We start from the raw sequence: 21,625 nt of genomic DNA, 5'->3' as shown, positions 1-21,625 counted from the left end.
GAAAACCCCCGGTCCGCCGCCCGCCACAGGCGTCACGGCGCGTGCTAGCCTTCGGCCTTTTCCGCCAGCGCCAGCCATTCTTCCTCAGCGGCGGCCAGCGCGGTCTGGCGTTCGTCCAGCGCCTCGGTCGCCTTGCGGAATTTCACCGGCTCCCGCGCGAAAAGGTCGGGGTCCGACAACAGCTCGGACAACTTGGCGATCTCGGCCTCCAGCCGGTCGATCACGCCGGGCAGCGCGTCCAGGCGGTGGCGTTCGGTAAAGCTTAGCCCCGATTTCTTCGCGGTGTCGGGCTTGGGCGCCTCGGACTTGGGGGATTCGGCCTTCGCCGTCTCGGGCCTTTTCGCGGGCGCCGCCCCCTCTTTCACTGTGCCTGCGCCAAGTGCCCTTTGTGCCTGATAATCCGACCAGCCGCCGGCATAGACCGTGGCGCGCCCGTCGCCTTCCATCGCAATGGTGGTGGTGGCCACACGGTCGATGAAGTCGCGATCGTGGCTGACCAGCAGCACCGTCCCGTCATATTCACCCAGAATATCCTGCAACAGATCCAGCGTTTCCACATCCAGGTCGTTGGTGGGTTCGTCCAGCACCAGCAGGTTCGACGGTTTCGCCATGATCCGCGCCAGCAACAGCCGCGCGCGTTCGCCCCCCGACAGCGACCCGATCGGCGCGCGCGCCTGCGCCTCGTCAAACAGGAAATCCTTCAGATAGGCCACGACATGCTTTGGCGTGCCGCGCACCATGACCTGATCGGACCGGCCCGACACCCGCATGTCGGGATCGTTCACCATCCCGTCCCACAGCGTCATCGACAGATCCAGCGTCGCGCGGGCCTGGTCGAAGACCGCCATGTCCAGATTGGTGCCCAGCGTGACCGTGCCCGCATCGGGCGCAATCTCGCCGGTCAGCATCTTCAGCAGCGTGGTCTTGCCCACGCCATTGGGGCCGACAAAGGCCACCCGGTCCCCGCGCAGCACGCGCAGGTCGAAATTCTTCACGATGGTCTTGCCATCGAAGGCCTTGGCCAGCCCCCGCGCCTCGATCACGCGCTTGCCCGATTGCGGCCCCGCATCCAGTTCCATCGCCGCGGTGCCCTGCCGGCGGATCTGGGCCGCGCGTTCGGCGCGCATCGCTTGCAGCGCGCGCAGCCGGCCCTGATTGCGCTTGCGCCGGGCAGAGATCCCCTCAACCGCCCATTTCGCCTCGGCCTTGATCTTGCGGTCCAGCTTGTGGCGCGCCTCATCCTCTTCGGTCCAGACTTGCTCGCGCCAGTCCTCAAAGGCCTCAAAGCCCTTTTCGTTGCGCTTGACCTGGCCCCGGTCGATCCACAGCGTGGCACGCGTCAGCGCGCGCAGAAAGGCGCGGTCGTGGCTGATCAGCACAAAGGCCGCGCGGGTGTCGCGCAGCTGTTCCTCAAGCCAGCCGATCGCCTCGATGTCCAGATGGTTGGTGGGTTCGTCCAGCAACATCAGTTCCGGCGCCTCGGCCAGCAGCTTGGCCAGCGCCGCGCGCCGCCGTTCCCCGCCCGAGGCTGTGGCCACCGGCGTATCGGGGCGGAACTTCAGCCCCTCGGCCACCATTTCGACGCGGTAGGATTCGGCGGGGTCCAGCGCCGAAGCCGCGAAATCGCCCAGCGTGGCAAAGCCCGACAGGTCGGGTTCCTGTTCCATATAGCCCACGCGCACGCCCGGCGGCACGATACGGGTGCCCTGGTCAGGTTCGACCAGCCCCGCCATGACCTTCATCAGCGTGGATTTGCCCGACCCGTTGCGCCCCACCAGCGCCACCCGGTCGGCGGGCTGGACGACCAGATCCAGCCCCTCGAAAACGGGATTGCCGCCGAAGGTCAGCGAGATGTCGGAAAGTTGCAAAAGCGGTGCGCGTGCCATGCGCAGGGGCTAGCGGGGCGCGCGCCAAAGGTCAACGGGGCGCGCAGCCGGACACGGTCAATCCGCGGCCATGCTGCGCAACAGGCGCGCGCGCGCCGGCGGGATCGCGGCCAGATCGACCCCGGTAAAGACATGCAGCGTGTTCAGGTCGCGGTCGATCACCGCATGGTCGGACACCCAGCCCCCCATCGCCAGATAGCTGCGCAACAGCGGCGGCAGCCCGGCCTGGGCGGCGCGCGGCGGTTCGGCGGGCATCGGCTGGGCGGCGAATCGGATCACCTCGGGCGCCTTGATGCGGGGGGCGCGGTCGGGCGGGGCCAGGTGGCGCGCGCGCAGCAGCGCGAAGGCCGCGGCATGGGCCTGCCAGTCGGTGCCGTGAAATGAGGAACAGCCAAACAGCAGCGTCGCGCCGCAGGCGTCCACCGCGCGCGTTACCGCGGCCAGCGCAAGGCGCAGCACATCGGGATCCACCAACCCGGGGCGCAGGCAGAATCGCCCGATCTCGACCATCGGCGCGCGCGCGCCCGACAGCGCGGTCAGATCATAGAACTGCGCCGAATAGCTTTGCCCGATCGCGGCGCCATCGGGCAGGATCATCAGCCGCAGGCAGCCGGCCAAAACGCCGGTTGCCAGATCCTCGACCAGAAGGTGGCGGCAGCGCGCGTCAAACCCATCGGCATCGCGGCCCGCGCCCACCGCACCGCCCCGAAAGGCGCGCCAGCGCAGCGCCTGCGCGGCCTGAACATCGGTATCGGACTGCGCCAGCCGGGCACGATAGCGCCCGCGGATCAGCGCCACAGCTTGCGCCATGTCTTGCGCTGCGACCGGCGGCTGCATCATCCTCTGCCCCGCATCGCCGCCGCGCCCTGCATCACGTCGCGCCCGTCAATTCACCAGCTGATCGGCCGATATCCGGCCCAGGTTGCCCAGCAACTGGCGCACGATGCCGATGCCGCGGATGTTGCTTTCCGTCACGCGCCGCGACAGGGCCACGACCTGCCCCTGCTCCAACCCGAAGCGTTCCACATTGGCGACCCGGCCGCCCGCATCAAAGCTGATCGCGACGACCTGACGGTCGATTTCCTGCGGCTCACGCGCGCCCACCAGCTTCCAGCGGCTGCCGACATAATACCAGCCCGACCCCTCCAGAAGCCCCGCCGAGGACGGCCGGCCGACGCTGGCGGCGACATCGTCGCGCGTGCTGGTGCCGACCTGGATCTGGGCCAGGTCCTCATCGGTCGGGATATAGCCGTGATTGCGGAAGACGGGCGAGCAGCCGGCCACCATCAGACCTGCCCCCAGCGCGATCGCCATCGCACCGCGCCGTGTCACGGAACCGATCCCCACCTGCAACCCCCTCTTGCCTTGCCGACCGCAGCCTTTTATCCCGCTTACAACACTCACGCCCGGCCCTCAAGGGAACTGATGGCCGGACCCCGATCATCGCGCGGGCGGTCCCCGGCATCGCGTCAGCCCCACCCGCACGCCCCACCGCGCCAGCCCGAAGGAACCGCCCCATGACCGACACCACCCCCCTGCCCTGGTCGCAGCCCCGCCGCGTGGCCGAGCTGGCTGGCCGCAAGCCCACCCGCTTTGACCTGACCCCCGATGCGCCCACGCGCGCCGCCATTGCCGACTGGGCCGGGATCACCGCGCTGGAATCACTGCGCCTGAAAGGCCAGCTGGTGCCGCGCGGGCGCAGCGACTGGGACCTTGAGGCCGAGCTGACCGCGCGCGTCGTGCAGCCCTGCGTGGTGACGCTGGCCCCCGTGACCACCGACCTGCGTGATTCTGTCCTGCGCCGCTATCTGGCCGACATGCCCGAACCCACCGGCGATGAGATAGAGATGCCCGAGGATGATAGTGCCGAGGCCCTGCCCGCGGTGATCGATCTGGCCGCCGTGGCGCTTGAGGCGCTGGAACTGGCCTTGCCGCTATATCCGCGCGCGCCCGGCGCCGAACTGGGCGAGATCAGCGCCGCCGCCCCCGGCGCCGCGCCGCTGACGCCCGAATCCACCCGCCCCTTTGCGGGGCTTGCGGATCTGTTGAAAACAGGCCAGAAGGCCCCCGAGGACGGCGCAGACTGAGCGCGGACGCAAGCCCGAAGAAAGGACTTGCGCCCGGGCAGAATCCCAGTATGTTCCCGGCCTCATTCGAAGTTTGGGTTCGCACCCGGTCCGCCAGCTGGCGCCAGTGACGATACTCCAGGAAAATCAGGGCTGTAATGCCCCCGAACACCCGAGGTTGAGACATGGCTGTCCCTCAGAACCGAGTCACGCGTTCCCGCCGTAACATGCGCCGTGCGCATGACGCTCTTGTTGCCGCGAACCCGGCGGAATGCCCCAACTGCGGCGAGCTGAAGCGCCCGCACCACGTTTGCGGCGCCTGCGGTCATTATGACGATCGTGAAGTGGTGGCCCAGGCCGCCGAGGTCGATCTGGACGACGACGCGGCGTAAGCCCGTCGTATCCCGGCGCCAACGTCATGCGATCCTCGCAGGACCACGAGCACCAACAGACCCCATCGCAGGCTCAGGCGCCGGCACAGACCGGCGCCGATGTCATTTCGCCCGGTGCTGACGGCGACGCCGCTGGTTCCGTTGTGATTTCCATCGATGCGATGGGGGGCGACCGCGGTCCCGCGGCCGTGATCGGCGGCATTGCTGCGGCGGCCAGCGCCCATCCGGCGGTGCGTTTTGTGGTGCATGGCCCGAAGGATGAACTGTCCCGCCTGATCGCGGCGCAGGGCATTGCCGCGCGCTGTGAAATCCGCGATGCCACCGGCGTCGTGACGATGGACGACAAACCCGCCCAGGTGATGCGCAACGGTCAGGCCACATCAATGTGGTCGGCGATCGATTCGGTGCGCGCGGGCGAGGCCACGGTGGCCGTGTCCTGCGGCAATACCGGCGCGCTGATGGCGATTTCCATGATCCGCCTGCGTCGACTGCCGGGCGTGACCCGCCCTGCCATTGCCTGCCTGTGGCCATCGCGCAACCCGACCGGCTTCAACGTGATGCTGGACGTGGGCGCCGATGTGAAGGCCGAGGCGCCCGATCTGCTGACCTATGCGCTGATGGGCACGTCCTATGCGCGCAATGGGCTGGGCATCGACCGCCCGCGCGTCGGCCTGCTGAATGTCGGCACCGAGGAACACAAGGGCCGGGCGGAACTGAAGGCCGCCCATGACCTGATCGGCGCCGCGCAAGAGGCGGGCGCCTTCGACTATGTCGGCTTCGTGGAAGGCACCGACCTGCCCTCGGCCCGGGTCGATGTGATCGTCACCGATGGCTTCACCGGCAATGTCGCGCTGAAAACCGGCGAGGGCACGGCGAAGCTGGCCAGCGAATTCCTGCGCGAGGCGCTGGGTGGCACGCTGCTGTCGCGGCTGGGCGCGCTTCTGGCGCTGGGATCGCTGCGGCGGCTGCAGGCGCGGCTGGACCCGCGGCGCGTCAATGGCGGCGTGTTCCTGGGGCTGAACGGCACGGTCGTCAAATCCCACGGTTCGGCCGATGCCACCGGCGTGGCCGCTGCCATCGGGCTGGCCGTCCAGCTGGCCCAGTCAGGCTTTGGCGCCAAGCTTGCGGCCCGGGTTGCCTCTGCGGCGATGGCGGGTCAGGATGCCATACAAGATACAAAGAACGGATCCTCCAAATGACACTGCGCGCCGTGGTTCGGGGCGTCGGGCATTACCTGCCCGAACGCGTGGTCGAGAACGCCGAATTCGAGGCGACCGTCGACACGACGGATGAATGGATCCGCACCCGTTCGGGGATCGAGCGGCGCCATTTCGCCGCCGAGGGCGAGACCACCTCGCAGATGGCGATCCACGCGGCCCGCGCCGCGCTGGACGATGCCGGCATCGCGCCCGATCAGATCGATGCGATCATCGTGGCGACCTCGACCCCCGACCTGACGTTTCCGTCTGTGGCCACGATGGTGCAGGCGGGCCTGGGCACGACGCGCGGCTTTGCCTATGACCTGCAGGCGGTCTGCGCCGGGTTTGTCTATGCGCTGACCAATGCCAATGCGCTGATCCTGTCGGGCCAGGCGGAACGGGTTCTGGTGATCGGCGCGGAAACCTTCAGCCGGATCATGGACTGGACGGACCGCGGCACCTGCGTGCTGTTCGGCGATGGCGCGGGCGCCCTGGTGCTTGAGGCGACATCCGGCACTGGCACCACCACAGACCGTGGTATCCTGTCAACCGATCTGCATTCCGACGGTCGCCACCGCGATATTCTGTATGTCGATGGCGGCGTGTCCTCGAACGGGCAGTCGGGCCATCTGCGGATGCAGGGCAATCAGGTCTTCCGCCATGCGGTGCAGAAGCTGGCCGATACCGCCCATGCGGCGCTGGACAAGGCGGGGCTGACGGGGGGCGATGTCGACTGGATCGTGCCGCATCAGGCCAATCTGCGCATCATCGCCGCCACCGCCGAGCGGATGCAGGTGCCGATGGACCGCGTGGTCGTGACCGTGCAGGATCATGGCAACACCTCGGCCGCCTCGATCCCGCTGGCGCTGTCGGTGGGCAAGGCGCGTGGCCAGATCAAGCCGGGCGACCTGATCGTGACCGAGGCGATCGGCGGCGGTCTGGCCTGGGGCGCGGTGGTGCTGCGCTGGTAATCCGGCCGGCGGCCCGCTCGGCGGGACGTCTGAAGACCGCAGGCCAAGCCATTGATATTGACTCGGGAAATCAATGCGCCCATCGTGGGGCGAACAATCCGGGGGATGGCATGAGTGAAAAGACTCTGACGCGCATGGACCTTAGCGAAGCGGTATTCCGCGAGGTGGGCCTGTCGCGCAACGAATCCGCGCAATTGGTGGAAAGCGTCCTGCAACATGTCTCGGATGCGCTGGTGCGCGGCGAGACGGTGAAGATTTCGTCCTTCGGGACGTTTTCGGTGCGCGCCAAATCCTCGCGCATGGGGCGCAACCCGAAAACCGGGGAAGAGGTGCCGATCTCGCCCCGCCGGGTGCTGTCGTTCCGGCCTTCGCATCTGATGAAGGATCGCGTGGCCGAGGGCAACGCCCGCTAAGGCGCACCCGCGCCGGTCAGACTCTCAGGAGGAGGCGGCTTATGGAAAAGTCAGCCGAGGCATTCCGCACGATCAGCGAGGTGGCCGAGCTTTTGGGCACGCCCGCGCATGTGCTGCGCTTCTGGGAAAGCCGCTTTCCGCAGGTGCGCCCGGTCAAGCGCGCAGGCGGGCGGCGGTATTACCGCCCCGCGGATGTGGCGCTGCTTGGCGGCATCCGGCGGCTGCTGCATGATGAGGGGATGACGATCCGCGGGGTGCAGAAGATCCTGAAGGAACAGGGCGTGCGCCATGTCGCGGGCCTGGGTTGGGATGAGCCCGCCACCCCGACCGATCCAGGGCTGACGGGCGCGCAAGATGCGACGCAGCCGACGGCGGCACAGATGGCGGCGGCAGCGCAAGCCGTCCTGCCCGACAGCCAGGACCAGATTGCCCCGGTGCTGGACGCGGCCGACGCAACGCCGCAATCCCCCGCCCCCGATCTTTGGGCGGCGACCGACAGCCCCGATCCGGCGGCAGCGGGGGCGATGCTACAGCCCGATCCCGATGATCCCGCGCCCCCAATGCCCCGGGCACGGGCGCCCGCCGAAACAGCGCCCGCAAAGGCCACGGACGGCTGGCCGCAAGACACGCTGTTTTCGGGCCTGACGGCGCCCGCACCCGGCACCGAACCCGCACCCGGTGCCGAACCCGAACCCGAAACCAGTGCCGAGGCTGAACCGGGGGCCGAAGCCCCGATCGCGCTGGATGTCGCCCCGGATGCGCCCGCGCCCGCGGTGGTGCAGCCCTTCCCCGGCGAACCGCAGCCCGCCCCCGAATCGCAGCCCCTGCCTCCCCCCGCCCTGCCCCCGGGCCGCCCCTTGGCCGCGCGCCTGCGTGCGCTTGGCCCCGCCGCCGTGCAGGCCCCCGGTGCGCGCGCGGCCCTTGGCGGCGCGGCCCGGCGTCTGATGGCGTTGCGCGACCGGCTGGCCGCCCCCCCGGCCCAGCCCTGAGGCGCGCCCGCACACCCCTTGCCCGGGCCCGGCCCGAAGGTCTTTTGCAGGGGGGCGAAAAAAGTTGGTTTTGCCGCTTGCCCCCGGCGCAACAATCGCTCTATATGCGCCTCGTCGGGCCGTGGCGCAGCCTGGTTAGCGCGTCCGTCTGGGGGGCGGAAGGTCGCGAGTTCGAATCTCGCCGGCCCGACCAAAACCGAAACGCCCATCCCGTCCCGGGGTGGGCGTTCGCATATCGGGGGGAAGCCAAATGACCACGGGCGTGCTGCCGGACAGCCATCTGAAGGCGATGATCGCCCGCGGCGAAATTGCCGCCGAGACCCCCGTGATCCCCGAACAGATCCAACCCGCCAGCCTGGACCTGCGGCTGGGCCATGTCGCCTATCGCATCCGCGCCTCGTTCCTGGCGGGCAAGACGCGCCGCGTCGATGCCCGGCTGGCCGAATTCGAAATGCACCGCATGGATCTGCGTGACGGCGCGGTGTTGGAAAAGGGCTGTGTCTACCTGGTGCCGCTGATGGAACGGCTTGCCCTGCCCGCGGGTGTGACCGCGGTGGCCAATGCCAAATCCTCGACCGGGCGGCTGGACCTGCTGACCCGCGTGATCACCGATGGCGGCACCGAATTCGACCGCATCCCCGAAGGCTATGCCGGCCCGCTTTACGCCGAAATTTGCCCGCGGTCCTTTTCGGTGCTGGTGCGTCCGGGGATGCGGCTGAACCAGATCCGCTTCCGCGCGGGTCAGGCCGCGCTCAGCGATGCTGAACTGATCCGCCTGCATGCCGAAGAACCGCTGGTCAGCGGCGAGGCGGTGATTGACGGGGGCCTGGGCTTCTCGGTCGACCTCTTGCCCGAAACCGGCGATCTGGTGGGCTATCGCGCCAAGCCGCATACCGGCGTGATCGATCTGGACCGGATCGCGCATTACCCGGCTTCGGATTTCTGGGAAGAAATCCGCACGCGCGACGGGCGCATCATCCTGGACCCCGGCGCCTTCTACATCCTCGTCTCGCGCGAGGCGGTGACGATCCCGCCCGACCATGCTGCCGAAATGGCGCCCTACCTGGCGATGGTGGGCGAATTCCGCGTGCATTACGCAGGCTTCTTCGACCCGGGCTTTGGCCATGGCGCTGCGGGCGGTGCGGGATCGCGCGGCGTGCTGGAGGTGCGCTGCCACGAGGCGCCTTTCGTGTTGGAACACGGGCAGGTCGTCGGCCGGCTGGTCTATGAACGCATGGCCGCGCGGCCCGACCGGCTTTATGGCGCGGGCATCGCGTCCAACTATCAGGGCCAGGGACTGAAACTGGCCAAGCACTTCCGAGCGGGCTGATTTTCTACGCCTTTTCAAGGCGTTCCGATTTTTTCAATTTTTTTCGCCTGCCCCGGGGAATGTTTTCCGCCCCACCGCGTTATCCTTGCAGCACCGGGGAAATATCCGGTCGCAATTGGAACCTGGAACGCGCCGCAACGGCGCAGACGGAGGCAAAGATGACCAAGGCGAAAGATACCAACCCGACCCTCAACCGCCGCGCGCTTCTGGCGCGTGTGGGCCTTCTGGCGGGCGCGGCCTATGTCGCACCGACGCTGATGGGGCTGAACGCGGCCCGCGCCAGCGGTGCCTCGGGCGGCGGCAATTCGGGCGGCGGCGCATCGGGCGGTGGTGCATCGGGCGGCGCAGCTTCGAGCGGCGCGGCTTCGAGCGGCAGCAACTCCGGCCCCTCGCGCAGCGGCAGCTCGGGCCCGTCGCGCAGCGGTAGCTCGGGGCCCTCGCGCAGTGGCACGTCGGGGCCGTCGCGCGGCGGCAGCTCGCGCCCCTCGGGCCGTACGACCGGGGCTGGCAACATCCCCACCTGGCTGCGCGAACCGCTCGGCACCCGCTAAGGCATGTCGCTGCGTGATCTGATCCAGCGCCGCGGCGCCCCCTTCGGGGGGCGCCGTTTGGTCGACCTGAACCTGGAATTTCCCGGCCTGCCCGGTCCGGTGCGGTTGCCCGATGATGCGGGCCTTGCCGCGCAGCTGATGCGCTGTCTGAACGGCTGGCTGCCCGAACCGACGGTCCCCCGCACCGACGACCCCGCGCCCGTTTCATGGATTGAGGCCGCGGGCCCCGGGCGTTATCGCGTCACCTCGCCCTTCCTGGCCGAGCCTTTGGGCGGGTTAAGCGCCACCGCCGCCGTCTGCGCCACCCTGGCCGACATGACCCAGGCCTACAGCGCCGCCCAGCCCGGGGCGCTGGGGCTGCATTGCGGCGCGCTGGAACTGGGGGGCCGGATCGTCGTGCTGACCGGGCCGCGCCGGGCGGGCAAAAGCACCCTGACCGCCCGCATGACCGCCGAACCGGGCGTGCGCCTGTTTTGCGACGATGTCCTGCCGGTGCTGGCCGATGGCCGCGCGCTGGGGCTGGGCGTGGCGCCGCGTCTGCGCCTGCCGCTGCCCGACACCGCCGGCCCGATCCTGCGCGCCCATGTCGAGGCGCATCTTGGCCCCGCCGATGACCGCTATGGCTATCTGATGCTGCCCAACCTTGCCCCGCATGGCAGCCTGGCGCCGCTGGGCGCGCTGGTGATGCTGGATCGGCGCGCATCGGCCCCGGCCCGGCTGCACCGGCTGGACCCAGCGCAAGCGCTGCGCCTGCTGCTGGTGCAGACAATCACCGACCTGCCCTCGGCCGAGGCGGCCTTTGACCGCGCCCATGACCTGACCGATGGCCTGCCCGTGCTGCGGCTGGTCTATTCCGATCTGGATGAGGCCACAGCCCTGCTGATGCGCGCCTTTGCCGGGCCGAACCTGCCCGCGGATCTGGACATCGGCCCCGAACTGCCCTTTGACACCGCCGTCGATGCCGCCCCCCAGGCCGAACCCGTGCCGCTGGATCAGATCTGGCAGCGCAGCCCCGGCGTGGCGCTGCGCCAGCACGGTCAGGCCACCTTCCTGTGGCAGGCGGGCGAGCCGATGTTGTGGGAACTGAACCCGGTCGGCGCCGCGATCTGGCAGATGCTGGAAATCCCCGGCAGCGCCGCCGATTGCGCCGAGGTTCTGGCCGAGGTCTTTCCCGACACCCCGCCCGCGCAGCTGCGCGACGACATGCGCCGCCATCTGGCCGCGCTGGCCGAGGCAGGCTTGCTGCAGCCGATCGGCGCAGCACCGCCTAGCGCAGACGACGCGTGATCTTGGCCGCCTGACGGGCGCGCTTGGCGGCCTCGCGCGCGGCATTGTCCTGTTTGGCCTGCGCTGGCGTGGCCCCGACCGCCGTTCCCCCCGTGCCGCGCCGTGCGGCCAGATCCATGCCCTTGTTAACGCCCCAGTTGACCAGCCGGCGCGTGACAGTCTTGATCACCATGTTCACAATCTGGTTCAAGTTCACCGTTTAACCCCTTCAATCTTCAAAAAGTTCCGTCTGACCACTGATATCCTCGGCCTCATCGTCGGGCGCGGCATCTGCCCCGGGCAAGGGCCGGTTGTCCAACAGGCCCGCCGCGCGCAGTTCCTTCAGCCCGGGCAGGTCGCGCGCCGATTCCAGGTTGAAATGATCCAGGAAGCCTTGCGTAACCACAAAGGTCACCGGGCGCCCGGGCGTCATCCGGCGGCGGCCAAAGCGGATCCATTCCATTTCCAGCAACTGGTCGATGGTGCCGCGCGACACGGCCACGCCGCGGATTTCCTCGATCTCGGCGCGGGTGACGGGCTGGTGATAGGCGATGATCGCCAGCGTCTCGATGGCCGCGCGCGACAGTTTGCGCTGTTCCACCGTTTCCTTCTGCATCAGGAAGCCAAGGTCCGGCGCGGTGCGGAAGGCCCAGGCATCGCCCACCCGCACCAGCCGCACCCCCCGCCCCTCATAGCGTTTGCGCAGATAGGCCAGCGCCTCGGCCGGGTCCGATCCATGCGGCATCCGCTCGGCCATCTCGGCCACGGTCACAGGCTCGGCCGAGGCGAACAGGATCGCCTCGACCATGCGTTCCTGTTCCGCGATCGGCGGGGCGTCGAACAGCGATTTTTCGGGGGCATCGGTCACGGCGTCTTCCGTCGGATGGAAATGGGGGCGAAGGTTTCGGACTGGCGGATCTCGATCTGGCCCTGCTTGGCCAGTTCCAGACTGGCGGCAAAGGTGGCGGCGGTGGCGGATCGGCGGCGCTTGGGATCGCCGCCCCAGCCATCGGGCAGGTAACTGGCCAGTTCGGTCCAGTCGCCGGCAAAGCCGATCAGGCCGCGCAGCCGGTCCAGCGCCTGTTCCATCGTGAACACGTCGCGCCGGTCAAAGGCATAGGGGCGGAATTCGTCGCGCGTGCGGATGCGGGCATAGGCCTGCATCAGATCCAGCAGCGAGGCGGTATAGACCACCTTGCGCACCCGGGCGACCTCTTCGGACAGGCCGCGGGCAAAGGTGTCGCGGCCCAGCCGGTCGCGCGCCATCAGCTGGGCGGCGGCCTCGCGCATGGCTTGCAGGCGTTCCAGCTGGAAGGCCAGATGGGCGGCCATATCCTCGGCCGAGGGGCCATCGGCGGCGGGGTCGGGCGGCAGCAGCAGCCGCGATTTGAGAAACGCCAGCCAGGCCGCCATCACCAGATAATCGGCGGCCAGTTCGATCCGCAGCGCCTTGGCGCGGTCGACGAAGGCCAGGTATTGTTCAGCCAGTTCCAGCACCGAAATCCGCCGCAGATCGACCTTTTGCGTGCGCGACAGGGTCAGCAACAGGTCCAGCGGGCCTTCGAAGCCCTCGACATCGACGATCAGCGCCTCGGCCTGCAGCCGGTCGGCGACGGATTGCGCCTCAAATAGGTTCGTCTCGGATGTGTCGGGCATGCGGGGGTCAGGCCTTGGGCTTGGGGCTTGGCGCGCCGTTCAGGACCGCCCCAAGTTCGGCCTCCAGGCCCGCGATGTCAACGGCCTCGGGCGCGGTCCGGCGGGCCAGTGCCGCGGCGGCGCGGGCATCGGCCGCAGGTGTCAGACGCCCGGCCGCGCCCACCACCGCCTGCATCTCCTCTAGGTTGCCATTGCAATGCAGCACCACATCACAGCCCGCTGCGATGGATTTTGCCGCGCGATCCGCCACCGGGCCGGACAGCGCCTGCATGCCGATGTCATCGGTCATCAACAGCCCGTCAAAGCCGATGCGGTCCCGGATCAGCCCGATCACCCGCGCCGATTGCGTGGCCGGCGCCGGGTCCAGCGCGGTAAAGCGGATATGCGCGGTCATGCCCATGGGCAGATCGGCCAGCGCGCGGAAGGGGGCGAAATCGGTCTGATCCAGCTGCTCCAGCGCTGCTGTGACGGTGGGCAGGTCCAGGTGGCTGTCGGCAGTGGCGCGGCCGTGGCCCGGCATGTGCTTGATCACCGGCAGCACGCCGCCCGCCAGCAGCCCATCGGCCGTCGCGCGGGCATGGGCGGTGACGTGGGCCGCATCCGTCCCAAGGCAGCGATTGCGCAGGAAGGGATGGGTGTCGGGCCCCGCGATATCGCAGGTGGGGGCACAGTTCGCATCAATCCCCACCGCGCGCAGTTCCGCCGCCATGATCCGCGCGCGCAGCCAAAAGCCCCGCGCCGCCCCCGCCCCGCTGCCTTCGGCCTGATCCAGCGGCGCCAGCCATTCGCGCCAATGCGGCGCGCGCAACCGCTGCACGCGCCCGCCTTCCTGATCGATCAGGATCGGCGCGTCGCGGCCCACCGCATCCCGCAACGCACCAGTCAGGCGGCGCAGCTGGTCGGGCGTGTCGACATTGCGGGCGAACAGGATGAAGCCCCAGGGGTCCGCATCGCGGAAAAAGGCGGCCTCGTCGGGGCCAAGGGTCAGCCCGGCACAGCCCAGAATGGCGGCGCCCTGGCGCGGGGCGGCAGGCGCCATCAGCGCACCTGCGCGGGGATGCAGTTGACCTGTTCGGCCAGAAGCGCCGCGCAGAAGCGGCGCGCATCGGCCACATCGGCAAAGCCCTCGACCCGCAGCCGGTAGAAGGTGCGCCCGCCCGAGCTTGCCTCTTGGATGACACGGCGCTTGCCGGCCATCAGGCTGGCAAAGCGGTCCGCGACCCGGTCCCATTCGCCGCGTGCATCGCCGGGCGCGTCGAAGGCGCCCAGCTGCACCAGACGGGTGCCCGCGGGCAAGCTGTCGGGATCGACATCCAGCGCGGCGGGCTCGGCCATGGCTTCGGCCACGGCGCGCGCGGCCGCCTCGGCGATCATGTCGCGGGCGGGCCGGGCCTGGGGCCGGGGCGAGCGTGCCACGCCCGGCACGCTGTCGGGGATCGCCGGCAGCGCGGCCGTTTCGGTCGCGGTCAGATCCGCCCCTGCCTCGGGGTCGTCTTCGGCGGCGGGCTCTGCCGCCTGCGCCAGGCTGTCGGCAAGTGCCTGCGCGGCGGCGGCCTCGGCGCTGAAGCCTTGGGCGTTGGCGCCCGGCGCCGGGATGGCCAGGCTGTCGGGCACCGGCATGGCGGCGGTGGTCATGGTTTCGGGCGATGCTTCGGCGACTTCCGACGCGACCGGCGCGCTTGGCGGGACCAGCGTGGCCATCGGCGCATCATCGGGCATCAGCGCGCCCGGCTGAGGCGCCAGAACCACCTGATCGGGCGCGGGCGCCGCGGTGCCATGGGCGGCCACCGCATTGACCGACAGGCCGACATGGCGGGCCAGATCGCCGCCCGGATCGTCAGGTGCAATGCGCGCGGGCCCATCCATCGCGCGGATCACCGGCACCCCGGCCAGATCGCGCACCGCCAGCTTGTAGCCCCAGACCCCCAGCCCCGCGACCAGCGCGACACTGGTCAGCGCACCGGCATAGTGAACCCAGCGCGACACCGGGGCCACGACGCCCCTGATCCCCTCGCCCCGCATCCCTTCGGACATCATCGGCGCGGGATCGGTGGCCTGTTCATGCCGCCAGGATCCGCTGTCACGGTAATGGATGCTTGCCATGCTCGCCTCATCGCCGGGTGGACCCGGTCTGCCGTTGAGGGGCGGGTCGCCCCGCCCTGCCTGTCTGGCCCCGGGCGGTGCGTTCTCAGCGCATCTCTTCCGCGGGGGTCACGCCAAGAATACCAAGACCGGCGGAAATAACAACGGCCGTGGCCCGGGCCAGCGCGATTTTCGCCGATGTGGCGGCCAGATCGCCATCTTGCAGGAAGCGCAGCGACGGATCGTCATTGCCGCGGTTCCACAGCGAATGCAGATCGGACGCCAGTTCATACAGGTAGAAGGCCACGCGATGCGGTTCGTTCGCGCGCGCGGCGATTTCCACCAGCCGCGGCCATTCGGCGATCTTCTTGGCAAGGGCCACCTCGGCCTCGTGGCGGTTGCGTGTCAGATCGGCCTGCGACAGGGCGGCATCGGACACATCCACCCCCATCTCGACCGCCTTGCGCAGCACCGAACAGACCCGCGCATGGGCATACTGGACGTAGAAGACCGGGTTGTCCTTGGACTGTTCCAGAACCTTGGCAAAGTCGAAATCCAGCGCCGCGTCATTCTTGCGCGTCAGCATGACAAAGCGGGTCACATCGGCACCGGCCTGTTCGACGACGTCGCGCAGCGTGACGAACGTGCCCGCGCGCTTGGACATCTTGAAGGGCTCGCCGTTCTTGAACAGCTTGACCAGCTGGATCAGCTTGATGTCCAGCGGCACGCGGCCACCCGACAGCGCCGCAACAGCGGCCTTCATCCGCTTGACATAGCCGCCGTGGTCCGCGCCCAGCACGTCGATCAGCATGTCAAAGCCGCGCTTCACCTTGTCATAGTGATAGGCGATATCGGGCGCGAAATAGGTCCAGCTGCCGTCCGATTTCATCACCGGGCGGTCCACATCATCGCCAAAGGCGGTGGACCGGAACAGCGTCTGTTCACGTTCTTCCCAATCCTCGGGCAGCTTGCCCTTGGGCGGTTCCAGCACGCCTTCATAGATCAGGCCCTGGGCGCGCAGTTCTTCCAGCGCGGCCTCGATCTGGCCGGTGCCGTAAAGCGCCTTTTCGCTGGAATAGACGTCCATCGTGACGCCCAGACAGGCCAGATCCTCACGGATCATGTCCATCATGCGTTCGGTGGCGAAGGTGCGCAGATCGGCCAGCCATTCGGCTTCGGGCTTGTCCAGCAGGCTATCGCCATATTTCGCCTTCAGCGCCTCACCCACCGGGATCAGATAGTCACCGGGATACAGGCCTTCGCGGATTTCAGGCTCCAGGCCATTGGCCTCGCGGTAGCGTTCATAGGCCGAGCGCGCCAGCACATCGACCTGCGCGCCGCCGTCGTTGATGTAATATTCGCGCGTGACGTCATAGCCCGCGTAATCCAGCAGGGCCGCCAGCGCATCGCCAAAGACCGCGCCGCGGGTATGGCCCACATGCATCGGACCCGTCGGGTTGGCCGAGACGAATTCGACATTGACCTTGGCCCCCTGCCCCAGGGTCGACCGCCCGAAGGCGCGCCCCTGCAACAGCGCCGCGCGGCACACCCCGTCCCAAACCAGGGCCGACAGGCGCAGGTTCAGAAAGCCCGGCCCCGCCACTTCGGCGCTGTCGATGCGGTGATCGGCGGCCAGCCGGGCGGCCAGCGCCTCGGCGATGGCGCGCGGGGGCTTGCCGGCGGGCTTGGCCAGCACCATCGCGGCATTGGTCGCCATATCGCCATGCAGCGCATCGCGCGGCGGTTCAACCGCGACATTGGACATATCAAGACCGGACGGCAGGTCGCCCGCCGCCACCATGTCTTCCAGCGCGGAAATCACCGCCGCGCGAATATCGGCAAAGAGGTTCATGGGTCCATCCTATTCCTGTTCTTCCCCTGCCAGAGCGCGGCCCTGCCGTCAATGCCGGGCCACATCCACGAAGATTGACCTTTTTCCCCGGATGCAGTAGGGGACCTGCACCCGCATTTGGCGGGATGCCACGGGGCGCCCGATACCCGCGTCCCTTCACCCTGCGGTCCGATACCGCACATTAGGACGCTGATGACCAAGTTCTCTGATCTGAAACTGGACCCCAAGGTCCTTTCCGCCATTGCCGATGCCGGCTACGAAACCCCGACCCCGATCCAGGCCGGCGCCATTCCCCCCGCGCTGGAAGGCAAGGATGTGCTGGGCATCGCCCAGACCGGGACCGGCAAGACCGCGTCCTTCACGCTGCCGATGATCACGCTTTTGGCCAAGGGCCGGGCGCGGGCGCGGATGCCGCGCAGCCTGGTGCTGTGCCCGACGCGCGAACTGGCGGCCCAGGTGGCGGAAAACTTCGACATCTATGCCAAGAACACCAAGCTGACGAAGGCGCTGTTGATCGGCGGGGTCAGCTTTGGCGAACAGGACAAGCTGATCGACCGTGGCGTCGACGTGCTGATCGCCACGCCCGGCCGGCTGCTGGACCATTTCGAACGCGGCAAGCTGTTGCTGAACGGCGTGCAGATCATGGTCGTGGACGAAGCCGACCGGATGCTCGACATGGGCTTCATCCCGGATATCGAGCGGATCTTCCAGCTGACCCCCTTCACCCGGCAAACGCTGTTCTTCAGCGCCACGATGGCGCCCGAGATTGAGCGGATCACCAACACCTTCCTGCACGCCCCCGCCCGGATCGAGGTCGCGCGCCAGGCCACCACCTCGGAAACCATCACCCAGCGGCTGATCGCGCTGACGCCGACGCGCCGCGATCAGGCGGCCAAGCAGAAACGTGAATTGCTGCGCGCGATCATCACCTCGGAGGGTGAGGCCTGCACCAACGCGATCATCTTCTGCAACCGCAAGACCGAGGTGGACATCGTCGCCAAGTCGCTGAAAACGCATGGCTTTGACGCAGCCCCGATCCATGGCGACCTGGACCAAAGCCAGCGGATGCGCACGCTGGACGGGTTCCGCGATGGCTCGCTGCGCTTCCTTGTGGCGTCTGACGTGGCGGCGCGGGGCCTGGACATTCCGGCGGTCAGCCATGTGTTCAACTTCGACGTGCCCAGCCACGCCGAAGATTATGTGCACCGCATCGGCCGCACGGGCCGCGCGGGCCGTCTGGGCACCGCCTATACGATCGCGACGCCCGCCGATGACAAATACCTGTCGGCGATTGAAGCGCTGGTGAAACAGCCAATCCCGCGCGTCGATGCGCCCGAAGGCTTCGAGGTGTCAGAGGCCGCGCAGCGCCCCCCCCGCGAACGCGAGGAAGAGCGCGGTGCCCGTGGCGGCCGTTCACGCGCGCGCGGTGGCCGTGATCGCGACCGCGGCGAACGCGCCCCGAAAGAGGCCGCCGTTGCCGCCGCCCCGATCATCGAGCCGGTCGCGGAACCGCTGGTCGAGGCCCCCCGCCGGGAAGAGCGCCGCGAAGAACGCCATGAGGAACGTCGGGACGACCGCCGCGAAGACCGGCGTGAAGATCGCCGCGAAGACCGGCGTGAACGCGGCTATCGCCGCGACCGCGACAACGGGCCGGTGGTGGTTGGCATGGGCGACCATGTGCCGGATTTCATCCTGCGCAGCTTCCGCCCCTCGGCCCCCGCGGTTGAGCCTGAGGATAGCGAAGTCGGCGAGGCCTGAGCCTTTACGCCATGAACAGGAACCCCGCCGGTGCTGCCCCGGCGGGGTTTTTCATTTGACCGGTTCGAAATAGCTTGCCGGGATCGGCCCGCGCGTGACGTCGGTCGCCTCGATCAGCATCACCCGCGTTTCATTTGCACCCAGGATCGAGGTGATGCGGGCTCGCAGCATCAGCCCATCCTCGGTCACGCAGAACTCTGCCTCCGACGCGGCCTCCCTCGGGTGTTTGGGCGGGATCGCGGCGGTCCAGACGGTACAGGCCTCTCCGGCGACCGTGTCGGCCCCGGCTTCTTCCAGATCCTCGCGGTAGATATCGAGCGTCGTGAAGGACAGATCATCCTCGAGAACCACAATGAACCGGCCCTGCGGGTCCAGTGTGCCGAAATAGCGCCGCCCCAGGTCGGGGCGCAAAAGCGCCGGTTGGCCCATCTCGCTGGTGACCGAGGCCCCGGTTGTGGCGAAATATCCCGTGTAACGCGTTTTACTGTAGGGGATATCCCGCGTGACGCCATCCCGGACCCGGGTGCCCTGCATGTTGTAGCTGATCGTCGTATCATGCGCGGGGGAAAGTGCGGGGACATCGCCAAAGGCGGCCCCCGCGCCCCACGCCACCAGCACCGCAGCCGCAATCCGTTTCATTCAAACCTCGCTGATACTCATTACCCGGCAAGCTTAGACCAGCCGTCCCTTGCATCAAGCCCAGAAAGAAAAAGGCGGCCGCGCGCAGCGACCGCCTTTCATCTTTTGAGCCAGATCACTCGGCGATCAGGCGCGAGACGACCACGGTGACCTCGGGCTTCTTGCCGATTTCCTCCATCGTCACCTGGCGGACGATGCGGCGGATCGCCTCGTCCATCTTGGCGTCATTGGCGATGACCTTGGCGCTGGCGCGTTCCAGGAAGGTGGCCAGTTCCTCCTCGATCACGCCGGCCACATCGGCGCCGTTGCGGCCCCGGGGCGGCAGGCCCATCATCTCAACCCAGGCATCGCCCAGCGGCATATCCTCTTCGTCGATGATGACGGTGACCAGCACATGACCGTTCAGCGCCATGCGGATCCGGTCGCGCACCACGCCATCCATCGCGCCGATCAGAACGTTGCCATCCAGATAGGTGCGCCCGGCCTCGATATATTCCACCACCTTGGGCGCGGCGCCGGTCAGGTCGATCATCGTGCCATTGGTGGCCACTTCGGCGGCGATGCCCTTGGACTGGGCGATCTTGGCATGTTCGCGCAGGTGGCGGTGTTCGCCATGCATCGGGATCAGAATTTGCGGACGCAGCAGTTCCTGCACCGCCTCAAGATCGGGGCGGTTGGCATGGCCGGACACGTGGTACAGCCCGCCGCGATCGTCGATCACCTCGACGCCCATTTCCGAAAACGCGTTCATGATGCGGATGACGCCGCGTTCATTGCCCGGGATCGTCTTCGAGGAAAACAGGAAGGTATCGCCCTCGCGCATTTCAAGGCCCAGATACTTGCCCCGGCTCAGCTGGGCCGAGGCCGCGCGGCGTTCGCCCTGGCTGCCGGTGACGATCAGCATCAGGTTTTCACGCGGGATTTCCGCCGCCTGTTCGGGCGTCACAGTGCTGGGAAAGCCGGTCAGAACGCCGGTTTCCTGGGCCGCGGTGACCATCTTCTTCATCGCCCGCCCCAACAGGCAGATCGAGCGGCCCGCCGCCCGCCCCGCCTCGGCCAGGGTTTTCAGCCGCGCCACGTTTGACGCAAAGGTGGTCGCCACCACCATGCCTTCCTGGGCAGCGATCAGTTCGGTCAGCGGCGTGGCCAGCGTCGCCTCGGACCGGCCGGGATGGGGGGTGAAGACATTGGTGGAATCGCAGGTCAGCACCTTGACCCCCTGCCCTTCCTTGGCAATGTCATGCCACAGGATCGGGTCAAAGGCCTCGCCCACCACCGGATTGCCATCCAGCTTGAAATCGCCCGAATGCACCACGCGCCCGGCCGGCGTGTCGATCACCAGCGCCGAGCTTTCGGGGATGGAATGCGACACCGGCACGAATTGCACCTTGAAGGGCCCAGCCTCGATCACCTGGGGGCGCGGTTCGACCACGCGGATCGCATCGGTGGGCAGGCCCGCCTCTTCCAGCTTCATCTCGCCGATGCGGGCGGTGAAGCGCCGCGCGTAGATGTCCTTTTTCAGCCGCGGCCAGTAATGTGGCAGCGCGCCGATATGGTCCTCATGCGCGTGGGTGATGAAGATCGCCTCAATCCGGTCGGCGTTTTCCGCCAGCCAGGCGATATCGGCCATAATCAGGTCCACCCCGGGCGAGCCGTCCATGTCGGGAAAGGTCACGCCCAGATCGACCACGATCAGCCGTTCCTTGCCCTCGGGCCCATAGCCATAGACATAGGCATTCATGCCGATTTCGCCGGCCCCGCCGAGCGGAAGATAGATCAGACGCTCTTTCACGCGCTCAGTTCCTTGTTGTAATCGTTGATGAGCCGCAGCCCGTGCATGGTCAGGTCATCCTCGACGCGGTCAAACAGGTCAAAGCCCTGTTCGAACAGCCGCGCCAGGCCGCCGGTGGCGATCACCTTCATCGGGCGGTCGCGTTCGCGGCGGATCTGGCGGACGATGCCTTCCACCAGCCCGATATAGCCCCAATAGACGCCAGATTGAATACAGGCCACCGTATTCGTTCCCACCACCTGCGCGGGATGGGTCACATCCACATGCGGCAGCGCGGCGGCGGCCATGTGCAGGGCCTCAAGGCTCAGGTTGACGCCCGGCGCGATCACCCCGCCGATATAGGCGCCATCGGGGGCGACCACGTCGAAGGTGGTGGCGGTGCCGAAATCGACCACGATGATATCGCCGCCATGCCGGTCAAAGCCCGCCACCGTGTTCACCAGCCGGTCCGGGCCCACCGTCGTGCCGACATCGACGCGCGGGGCCACGGGCAGCGCGCATTCCGGCTTGCCCACCACCAGCGGCCGACAGTTGAAATAGCGATCGCACAGCACACGCAGGTTGAACACCACCCGCGGCACGGTCGAGGAAATGATCGCCTCGGTCACATCGGCCTCGATCCGGTTCAGGCCTTTCAGCGTGGACAGCCAGACGAAATATTCATCCGCCGTGCGCCGATGATCGGTCGAGATGCGCCAGGTGGCGATGAAATCCGACCCGTCCCAGATCGAAAAGACCGTGTTGGTGTTGCCGCAGTCGATGCACAACAGCATGTCCCGCCCC

22 protein-coding genes and 1 tRNA gene are annotated in these 21,625 nt (G+C 68.0%); 11 read left to right on the top strand and 12 right to left on the bottom strand.

All coding sequences use genetic code 11. From position 1 onward, the window contains the following. Positions 1–44 precede the first annotated feature (44 nt). The 3 genes from MXB90_RS10145 to MXB90_RS10135 are packed head-to-tail and all read right to left on the bottom strand — an operon-like array spanning position 45 to position 3,200. Complete coding sequence (locus MXB90_RS10145; RefSeq protein ID WP_250044228.1) at positions 45–1,886, bottom strand: ABC-F family ATP-binding cassette domain-containing protein; 1,842 nt, start codon at positions 1,884–1,886, stop codon at positions 45–47. Positions 1,887–1,943: 57 nt separating this feature from the next. Continuing rightward, positions 1,944–2,726 (bottom strand): GNAT family N-acetyltransferase, encoded by a 783-nt coding sequence (locus tag MXB90_RS10140; RefSeq protein WP_250044225.1) that lies wholly within the window; start codon positions 2,724–2,726, stop codon positions 1,944–1,946. 45 nt (positions 2,727–2,771) lie between these two features. Then, positions 2,772–3,200, bottom strand: coding sequence for an outer membrane protein assembly factor BamE (locus MXB90_RS10135; RefSeq protein ID WP_250044271.1), 429 nt, complete (start codon positions 3,198–3,200; stop codon positions 2,772–2,774). Between the two features lie 203 nt (positions 3,201–3,403). Between MXB90_RS10135 and MXB90_RS10130 the strand changes: the two genes are divergently transcribed. The 10 genes from MXB90_RS10130 (at position 3,404) to MXB90_RS10085 (ending at position 11,084) form a co-directional block, all read left to right on the top strand. Continuing rightward, positions 3,404–3,973: a YceD family protein gene (locus MXB90_RS10130; protein ID WP_250044224.1), complete on the top strand. Its 570-nt coding sequence runs from the start codon at positions 3,404–3,406 to the stop codon at positions 3,971–3,973. Between the two features lie 164 nt (positions 3,974–4,137). Next, positions 4,138–4,344, top strand: a complete 207-nt coding sequence (rpmF, locus tag MXB90_RS10125) for a 50S ribosomal protein L32 (protein WP_121531426.1) — start codon at positions 4,138–4,140, stop codon at positions 4,342–4,344. A gap of 143 nt (positions 4,345–4,487) precedes the next feature. Further along, positions 4,488–5,543, top strand: coding sequence for a phosphate acyltransferase PlsX (gene plsX / locus MXB90_RS10120; protein WP_349665902.1), 1,056 nt, complete (start codon positions 4,488–4,490; stop codon positions 5,541–5,543). Beyond that, on the top strand, positions 5,540–6,514 hold the full coding sequence (locus MXB90_RS10115) for a beta-ketoacyl-ACP synthase III (protein WP_250044223.1): 975 nt from the start codon (positions 5,540–5,542) through the stop codon (positions 6,512–6,514). The genes plsX and MXB90_RS10115 overlap by 4 nt, the downstream gene beginning before the upstream one ends. Positions 6,515–6,624: 110 nt before the next feature. Further along, positions 6,625–6,927 (top strand): integration host factor subunit alpha, encoded by a 303-nt coding sequence (ihfA, locus tag MXB90_RS10110; protein WP_250044222.1) that lies wholly within the window; start codon positions 6,625–6,627, stop codon positions 6,925–6,927. A 41-nt stretch (positions 6,928–6,968) separates the two neighbouring features. After that, positions 6,969–7,916 carry a MerR family transcriptional regulator gene (locus tag MXB90_RS10105; protein WP_250044221.1) on the top strand — a complete coding sequence of 316 codons (948 nt, stop codon included), beginning with the start codon at positions 6,969–6,971 and terminating at the stop codon, positions 7,914–7,916. Positions 7,917–8,031: 115 nt separating this feature from the next. After that, positions 8,032–8,109 (top strand) — tRNA-Pro (locus MXB90_RS10100). A gap of 57 nt (positions 8,110–8,166) precedes the next feature. After that, positions 8,167–9,246, top strand: coding sequence for a 2'-deoxycytidine 5'-triphosphate deaminase (locus MXB90_RS10095; RefSeq protein WP_250044220.1), 1,080 nt, complete (start codon positions 8,167–8,169; stop codon positions 9,244–9,246). Positions 9,247–9,404: 158 nt separating this feature from the next. Next, complete coding sequence (locus MXB90_RS10090) at positions 9,405–9,797, top strand: hypothetical protein (RefSeq protein WP_250044219.1); 393 nt, start codon at positions 9,405–9,407, stop codon at positions 9,795–9,797. 3 nt (positions 9,798–9,800) lie between these two features. Continuing rightward, positions 9,801–11,084 carry a PqqD family peptide modification chaperone gene (locus MXB90_RS10085; RefSeq protein ID WP_250044218.1) on the top strand — a complete coding sequence of 428 codons (1,284 nt, stop codon included), beginning with the start codon at positions 9,801–9,803 and terminating at the stop codon, positions 11,082–11,084. Here the strand turns inward: MXB90_RS10085 and MXB90_RS10080 are convergent. From MXB90_RS10080 to argS, 6 genes are all read right to left on the bottom strand, one after another. Continuing rightward, the gene (locus MXB90_RS10080; RefSeq protein ID WP_250044216.1) at positions 11,065–11,256 is read right to left on the bottom strand and encodes a hypothetical protein; all 192 of its coding nucleotides are present in this window, start codon (positions 11,254–11,256) and stop codon (positions 11,065–11,067) included. The genes MXB90_RS10085 and MXB90_RS10080 overlap by 20 nt on opposite strands. 36 nt (positions 11,257–11,292) lie before the next feature. After that, positions 11,293–11,931, bottom strand: coding sequence for an SMC-Scp complex subunit ScpB (scpB, locus tag MXB90_RS10075; protein WP_250044214.1), 639 nt, complete (start codon positions 11,929–11,931; stop codon positions 11,293–11,295). Then, a complete protein-coding gene (locus tag MXB90_RS10070) occupies positions 11,928–12,719 on the bottom strand; it encodes a segregation and condensation protein A (protein ID WP_250044213.1) in 792 nt (263 codons plus the stop codon). The genes scpB and MXB90_RS10070 overlap by 4 nt, the downstream gene beginning before the upstream one ends. Positions 12,720–12,726: 7 nt before the next feature. Continuing rightward, a complete protein-coding gene (locus tag MXB90_RS10065) occupies positions 12,727–13,758 on the bottom strand; it encodes a glycoside hydrolase family 3 N-terminal domain-containing protein (RefSeq protein WP_250044211.1) in 1,032 nt (343 codons plus the stop codon). Then, positions 13,758–14,822 (bottom strand): SPOR domain-containing protein, encoded by a 1,065-nt coding sequence (locus tag MXB90_RS10060; RefSeq protein ID WP_250044208.1) that lies wholly within the window; start codon positions 14,820–14,822, stop codon positions 13,758–13,760. The genes MXB90_RS10065 and MXB90_RS10060 overlap by 1 nt, the downstream gene beginning before the upstream one ends. A gap of 85 nt (positions 14,823–14,907) precedes the next feature. Next, positions 14,908–16,653 (bottom strand): arginine--tRNA ligase, encoded by a 1,746-nt coding sequence (gene argS, locus MXB90_RS10055; protein WP_250044204.1) that lies wholly within the window; start codon positions 16,651–16,653, stop codon positions 14,908–14,910. Between the two features lie 192 nt (positions 16,654–16,845). Between argS and MXB90_RS10050 the strand changes: the two genes are divergently transcribed. Beyond that, complete coding sequence (locus MXB90_RS10050; RefSeq protein WP_250044202.1) at positions 16,846–18,411, top strand: DEAD/DEAH box helicase; 1,566 nt, start codon at positions 16,846–16,848, stop codon at positions 18,409–18,411. A 51-nt stretch (positions 18,412–18,462) separates the two neighbouring features. Here the strand turns inward: MXB90_RS10050 and MXB90_RS10045 are convergent, their stop codons facing one another. From MXB90_RS10045 to MXB90_RS10035, 3 genes are all read right to left on the bottom strand, one after another. Next, entirely contained in the window at positions 18,463–19,050 is a 588-nt protein-coding gene (locus MXB90_RS10045) for a hypothetical protein (protein WP_250044199.1), read from the bottom strand. 115 nt (positions 19,051–19,165) lie between these two features. Then, positions 19,166–20,791 carry a ribonuclease J gene (locus MXB90_RS10040; protein WP_250044267.1) on the bottom strand — a complete coding sequence of 542 codons (1,626 nt, stop codon included), beginning with the start codon at positions 20,789–20,791 and terminating at the stop codon, positions 19,166–19,168. Positions 20,792–20,838: 47 nt separating this feature from the next. Then, positions 20,839–21,615 carry a type III pantothenate kinase gene (locus tag MXB90_RS10035; protein ID WP_250044197.1) on the bottom strand — a complete coding sequence of 259 codons (777 nt, stop codon included), beginning with the start codon at positions 21,613–21,615 and terminating at the stop codon, positions 20,839–20,841. Positions 21,616–21,625 lie beyond the last annotated feature (10 nt).

It is taken from the genome of Phaeovulum molybdatiresistens (assembly GCF_023544865.1).
GTDB lineage: Bacteria > Pseudomonadota > Alphaproteobacteria > Rhodobacterales > Rhodobacteraceae > Pontitalea.
Note: the sequence above shows the minus strand (reverse complement) of the source record. Positions and strands in the feature narration are given on the sequence as shown.